Source organism: Desulfogranum marinum, assembly GCF_016918565.1.
Taxonomy (GTDB): domain Bacteria; phylum Desulfobacterota; class Desulfobulbia; order Desulfobulbales; family Desulfobulbaceae; genus Desulfogranum; species Desulfogranum marinum.
The window spans coordinates 1-4,509 of sequence record NZ_JAFFQD010000096.1 but is presented as its reverse complement, the minus strand read 5'-3'; the positions used below and the strand labels follow the sequence as shown (position 1 = coordinate 4,509).

The window sequence follows — 4,509 nt, the reverse complement described above, 5'->3', positions numbered from 1 at the left end:
TAGTACGTCTTGGCGTATACCTGTTGTTTCGGTCATCGAGTCCTCCTTTTTCTTTGTTGAAAAAACAGGATGTTAATGACCGCATTATAACACTTTATGCGGTTTTCACTTTGTTACGTATAAACAGTAAGAAGCTAACCTTTTGAAATCAATCATCAGGTCAGCACTGCCAATGGTCATCTTTAAAATCCAGAAAATTCTCGCCGTTCGAGATAATATGGAAAGATTTTCACCCTGAAAGCATCGGACCAAAAAAATAATGAAATACTAATAAAAAAATAAAGATCGATAGAGTCATTGGTATCATTATAAAAATCTTTGCATTTTTCAAAAATAGATATTGATTATAGGTAATTATACCTATTGCAAATAACTTCAGTGCATGTTCTTTTCGTATCTTTCTGATACATATTGAGTGTAATCAATTAACCATACCATTGAGAAGTTAGCTTTTCCCTTTAGCGTGCATTTTTCGCACGAATCTGGGCGGGACCCTAAGTAGTCAGAACGAACTCTGAACTCCTTGATAATTTCAATGTACAGTAGTAGGGATAAATTCTTTAGTTTTCTGTAGGGTACAAAAAAATCATATTGGTCATTGAATGTTTATGGCTCAATACATCCCCGCCAACCTTTTGGAATCGAGGGGGTTTTCTTCACTCTTCACTTGATTCTGATTGTTAGTACGCATAAAAAAAAACAGCGCAGGGTGCTAATATTTGAAGTATGGAATGATAAAGGGATAACGTATTTATTCTTCTGGTGACCAAAGAAAATAGCTTGCTTTTATGATACAAAATTTATTAGCCAGTATAAACATAGAGGGAAAACTACAACGCTCGCATCGAGTATTGGAAAAAGTGAATGCTGGAATTGTAATCTATGAAGTTGATCGAGATGCATCTGATTTCATATTTTCTTATCTTAACAAAGCCGTTGAAGAGATAGAAGCTATTAATAAAAATGATGTAATCGGGAGAAAAGTAACAGAAATTTTTCCTGGTGTTAAAAAGTTTGGATTATTTGATGTTTTTTCAAGGGTGTGGAAAAGTGGTGAGCCAGAACATCATCCTACTGCATTCTACGAAGATGGCCGAATCTCTGGCTGGCGGGATAATCATGTAAACAAGCTTTCTTCTAATGAGATAATTGTTGTGTATATTGATCACACCAACCGGAAGGAGGACGATAGAAGCGAGAGGGAACCTGAATATTTTTACCAAACTGTTTTTGATACGATCCAAGACGGGATTACTGTTTTGGACACAGAGCTGAATATCGTCAAGCTCAACCAAGCAATGGAGCGATGGTATTCACCGCAAAAGCCGTTCTTGGGAAAAAAATGTCATGAAGTCTATCATCGCAGAAAGACTACATGTGAGGATTGCCCTGCTAAAACAGCAATTGAAAGCGGTACTCCGCAGACAAAAATAGTACCTCGTGGCGGGCCTGTTGGTACCCCAGGGTGGATCGAGTTATCAGCCTTTCCAATTATTACTAAGGAAGGCAACACAATAGGTGCGGTTGAGTATGTCCGGAATATAACTGCTCGTAAAACTGCAGAGGAAGATTTAAGAAATTCAGAACAACAGCTTAAAGAAATTATAAATTTCCTTCCAGACCCCACGTGGGTCATAGACAAGCAGGGGAAAATAATATACTGGAACCATGCCCTGGAACGATTGACCAAGAGAAATTCGTCAGAGATGCTGGGCAAAGGTAATTATGAATATGCGGTACCTTTTTTTGGCAAGAGAAAGCCATTGCTGATTAATTTAGCGCTCAAGCCCGACACAAAGATAGAAGGTCCATATACGTACCTGGATAAAGAAGGACAGATTTTAACAAACCCTGAGGGGTTTTACCCGTTATTGGGTGAAAACGGATTGTATCTTTCTGCAACGGCCTCACCGCTCTATGACTCATCCGGTAACATAGTTGGTGCTATTGAGGCTGTCAGAGATATCACAGAACAAAAACTTGCGACAATTGAAAAAGAGAAGATTGTCAAAAAAGAACTCCATAAAGCTCTTTCCAACGTAAAATTGCTCAGTGGACTTCTGCCTATTTGCTCTTTATGTAAAAAAATTCGAGACGATCGTGGCTACTGGAATCAACTGGAGGAGTATATTCACACTCACTCAGAGGCAACATTCAGTCATGGGATGTGTCCTGAATGTGAATGTAAGTTTTATGGTAACGAGGATTGGTATATCCAGCTGATAAAAAATAGAGAAAAATAACAAGTGGAAATCGTAGTAGCAGTAAAGGCATTCAAAAGATTCTCACAACATGCAACACCTCAGTCCAGCTACCAGGAGACATGCATTCATGTTGGCCAGGAAGGTTGACAGGTGTTTACCACGATTGGGTTGCGACCATCAGGCAGCTTCACTGAAGCTCATAGTGAAGCTCACATCTAATAGGTCGGAATATTGTATATCAAATCTCTATAACTATCTAAGTAAATGGAGCTTTTCCAATTCTGCATATTTATAGAAATCATCAGGGAACTTAACATTGCCAAGTCGAAGGTAAGCATTTCTGACTTTCCCCTGTGCCGAAGATGCTTCCTGTGCATCCACAGTCCAAGATTATTCATGAACATCGCTGAGATTGTCTGGAATTATCTTTTTCCAGGAATAATTTTGTTAGTCATGATCTATAGGAGCAATGTTGACTTTATCAGACAAAGATAACGGGGCAAAAGATAGCTTTTATAATCGGTTCTGTTACGTATAAACAGGGATAAGGTAAAACAGAGGTGCTAGCAGGATATCCAAATCTCCGATGTGGCAATGTTAACGATTTACTCAGCAATAGACAGGGCGATGCAAAAGTTTAGCTTGGCACATCCGCCCCGCCCTGGCTATCTGCTGAAGCTATTTGTTCGGCCATCCGTTTTACAGAATTAGTTGCTATTGATTCATATACAGGTTGTAGAATCTCTTCCGAAAAGGCATCCATATTGAGAATGTATTCACCGTCAGTTGGCCACCCCGGACGACGAATTCTCTTTATTAATTCCTTTGATTTTTCTTCAAAATGCTCAACAAGTTTTTCCACATGTGGAATTATAGTTCTGATTTTAGCCCCACGAGGAATTAATTCGTTTGAAACCATTGTTATTGCGCCGTTAACCACAACAGCGCGGACAGTGTTAAATTGTTCTGATTCAACTTGATATCCTTCAATGTCTTTATGAGCATATAATTTGTCTCTAAGGTGAAGCATCTCGTTGTGCATTGTTATTGATTCAGATGGAAGATCATCAATTGTCAAGCGGCCTATACCTCTACACCAATGAAACGGACGGCCATAAACGGCATATATTGCATTTATGATACCTGTATAAGTTGAGTCACCTTCGCAACATAAATCGGATTGTGTTACGTCACAAAGATGGCGCACAAGTCTGCAAGAATTGCTTGCATATGTGAGAAGCCACAATTCACGCCTTAGATCAAAAGTGCTGCTTGGTGTGGGGCCTGATGATTTAAATTTCGTAAATTCCATTTTATCCTTTGCCGAACGTTGAGTTCACCGGCGAGCCTCAGCGAGTTCCAGCGGAACGCAGTAGAGCGATGGTGAAACGTTTTGTGTACGCCCGGCATGGGCGTGATTTAATGGGGTGCAAGTCCCCTGTATGTAAACCCTGTTACTGTCGTGATGACAGGAACATAAATACTAGCCGAAAGCAAGGGCGATCCCGTGAGGGTTCGTCCGGAGGAAGCTGGAGCGCAAAATTATGAGCCGACGAACAGAAACGGCATACAAGGCCGAGTCTCCAGGTAAGTCAGCACAACATGACAAAGCCTCGGGTTTAGGAGATACGGTAAATGCCGCGGTTGCATAAGGAAAGATCACGTCCTTATCCGGGGAGGCCTGTCCGGTACGCGGTCCAACTCCCATTGGAAAGCGCCATGCATGGCAACATGTCTGGCTCCCGGGCAGGAGTCAGCAGAGGTCATAGTAGTTCGCCGCCAGCGGACGAAGGACCGAACCCAGAGAAGGAAAAAGGCCCGTCATGCTCGACCAGTGTGATGAACCCGACCGGGGGAGCAATTGGTCGGCGCGTTGACGGTAAACCCAATCCTGATGAATACCTGTTGGAGCGGATTCTTTCCCGGGCCAACCTGAGTGAAGCCTGGAAACGGGTTAAGGCTAACCGCGGAGCGCCGGGCGTGGATGACATGCCTTTAGACGACTTCATGGCCTATGCTTGGGAATACTGGCCGGGAATCCGTTCGTCCATTTTTGCAGACAGTTATGAACCTTTACCGGTCAAACGGGTAGAGATCCCGAAGGCAACAGGGGGCACTCGTCCCTTGGGGATACCTGCTGTCCTTGACCGCTTGATTCAACAGGCCATTGCTCAGGTTCTAGTGCCGATATTCGATCCTGGTTTTTCGGAGGCGAGCTTTGGCTTCCGTAAGGGGTTGTCGCCTCATGATGCCGTGTACCAGGTCCGTCACTACATCCGCGAGGGATACCGCGTGGCTGTCGATG

The 4,509-nt window shown here is 42.7% G+C and carries 2 protein-coding genes and 1 pseudogene; 2 read left to right on the top strand and 1 reads right to left on the bottom strand.

All coding sequences use genetic code 11. The annotated features are described in order from the left end of the window. Positions 1-788 precede the first annotated feature (788 nt). Positions 789-2,243 carry a PAS domain-containing protein gene (locus JWH17_RS22805; RefSeq protein ID WP_205225010.1) on the top strand — a complete coding sequence of 485 codons (1,455 nt, stop codon included), beginning with the start codon at positions 789-791 and terminating at the stop codon, positions 2,241-2,243. A 598-nt stretch (positions 2,244-2,841) separates the two neighbouring features. Here the strand turns inward: JWH17_RS22805 and JWH17_RS22800 are convergent. After that, on the bottom strand, positions 2,842-3,516 hold the full coding sequence (locus JWH17_RS22800) for a hypothetical protein (RefSeq protein ID WP_205225009.1): 675 nt from the start codon (positions 3,514-3,516) through the stop codon (positions 2,842-2,844). 323 nt (positions 3,517-3,839) lie between these two features. Between JWH17_RS22800 and JWH17_RS22795 the strand changes: the two are divergent. Continuing rightward, a pseudogene (locus JWH17_RS22795) lies at positions 3,840-4,509 on the top strand (reverse transcriptase domain-containing protein); the annotation flags it as partial.